We start from the raw sequence: 1,885 nt of genomic DNA, 5'->3' as shown, positions 1-1,885 counted from the left end.
CGCAGCGGCTGGAAGAAATCCGGCGCCATCAGCAGCACGAACAGGCCGCTGAACAGCGTCAGCCCCGGCGCGGTGCCCCAGCCGATATGGCCGAGCAGCCCGAGCCCGATATAGGTGGCGACCACGGCGACCGCGACCGAGGCGAAGAATTCCAGGCTGGCCGAAGACAGGAAGGCGATGCGCAGCACCCGCATGGTGCGGTCGCGGAAGGCATCCGCCGCCTGGGCGATGTTGTCGACCTCGGCCTCGGCCCGGTCGAACAGCCGCAGCGTGGTCAGCCCCTGCAGCCGATCGAGGAAATAGGCGCTCATCCGTGCCAGGGTGCGGAACTGCTTGCGGCTTTCATCCGCCGCCTTCATGCCGATCAGCGCCATCATCAACGGCACGAAGGGGCCGGCGATGGTCAGGATGACGCCGGAGACCCAGTCGACCGGATAGACGGCGGCCAGGATCAGGATCGGCAGGATCATCGCCACCCGGCTCTGCGGCAGGAAGCGGGCGTAATAGCCGTCCAGCGCTTCGACCCGCTCGATCAGCGTCACCGCCAGGTCGCCGGTCTGCCGCTCCGCCCGCCAGGACGGGCCCAGGCTGTGCAGCCGGTCCAGCAGCTGGCGCCGCAGCCGGGTCTTGACCCGGGTCGCCGCCACCGCGCCCAGCGCCTCGGACGTCCAGGCGGCACCGGCGCGCAGCAGCGCCGCGGCCAGCAGTCCGGCGAACAGCGGCCACAGGCCGGCCAGGGTGACGCCCTCCATCAGCGCCCGCTGCAGGATCCAGGCGATCAGCCCGGCCTGGGCGACGCCGCACAGCCCCTGGGCGATGCCGGCCGCCGCGGTCAGGGCGATCGGTCCACGCGCCAATCCGGCCTGCCGCTTCAGCCAGCGGCCGGCGGCGCGGTCATCGATAGGGCGGGACGGGTGCGATGCCAAGACGGCGATGCTCCGGATGTTGCAACGGCGAGGTAGAGCGCCGGCCGCGCCGGGTCAACAGCACGAAGTGAAGCAGCTGTTTCGCAACGGTGCGGAATGTTGCCGCAAACCATAGCGCCGTTGCCGTGCCGAAAGGGGCTTCCCGGCCTCATCCCTTCGGCCAGGACCGGGGCCAGCCGCCTCACTTTCCTTGTCATGCCACGGCTTGACCGTGGCATCCAGGGGCGGCCAGAGCAGCTCTTCGTGGCTCCTGGATTGCCCGGTCGAGCCGGGCAATGACAAAAAAGAGAGGGCGGCTCTCGCCGTAGCCATCGAGCGCGGCCTCACCCCCGGCTCTTGGCGGCGATCTCGTAGACGTCGCGCGACAATTCGGGCGCGGCCAGGATGCGGTCCAGCTCCCCCTGCATCGCCGCCCGGCGGCCGGGATCGTGCCGCTGCCAGCGGCCGAGCGGCACCAGGATGCGGGCGGCCAGCTGCGGGTTGGCGGCGTTCAGCGCCAGCACCTGGTCGGCCAGGAAGGCATAGCCGGAGCCATCGGCCGCGTGGAAATGCAGCGGGTTGCCCATGGCGAGGTTGGAGATCAGCGCCCGCGCCCGGTTCGGGTTGCGCAGGGTGAAGGCGGGGTGGCGGGTCAGCGCCTTGATCGCGTCCAGCGTGCCGGGCAGGGACGAGGTCGCCTGCAGCGCGAACCATTTGTCGACCACCAGCGGCTCGTCCTGCCAGCGGTCGTAGAAGGCCTGCAGCGCCTCGGCCCGTTCCGGCACGTCGCGGTCGCGCAGCACGGTCAGCGCCGCCAGCACGTCGGTCATCGCCCCGCTGCCGCGGGCCTGGGCCAGCACGAGCGCCGTGGCCTCGGCATCGCCGGCGAGCAGGCCGAGATAGGACAGGCAGGCATTCTTCAGCGCCCGCTTGCCGACCGCGGCGGCCGAGACCTCGAACGTCCCATGGTCCTCATTGGC

At 71.0% G+C, this 1,885-nt stretch carries 3 protein-coding genes; all 3 read right to left on the bottom strand.

What is annotated here, in order from left to right; genetic code table 11:
* The coding region (locus AC3XYG_RS14930) for an ABC transporter transmembrane domain-containing protein (protein ID WP_489140628.1) at positions 1–857 on the bottom strand (857 nt) is incomplete at its 3' end.
* Between the two features lie 14 nt (positions 858–871).
* Positions 872–1,123 carry an Ivy family c-type lysozyme inhibitor gene (locus AC3XYG_RS14925; protein ID WP_489140627.1) on the bottom strand — a complete coding sequence of 84 codons (252 nt, stop codon included), beginning with the start codon at positions 1,121–1,123 and terminating at the stop codon, positions 872–874.
* Positions 1,124–1,249: 126 nt separating this feature from the next.
* Positions 1,250–1,885, bottom strand: a 636-nt coding sequence (locus AC3XYG_RS14920; protein ID WP_489140626.1) for an aminopeptidase N C-terminal domain-containing protein, incomplete at its 5' end; no start/stop codon positions are given.

It is taken from the genome of Inquilinus sp., assembly GCF_057815775.1.
Note: the sequence above shows the minus strand (reverse complement) of the source record. Positions and strands in the feature narration are given on the sequence as shown.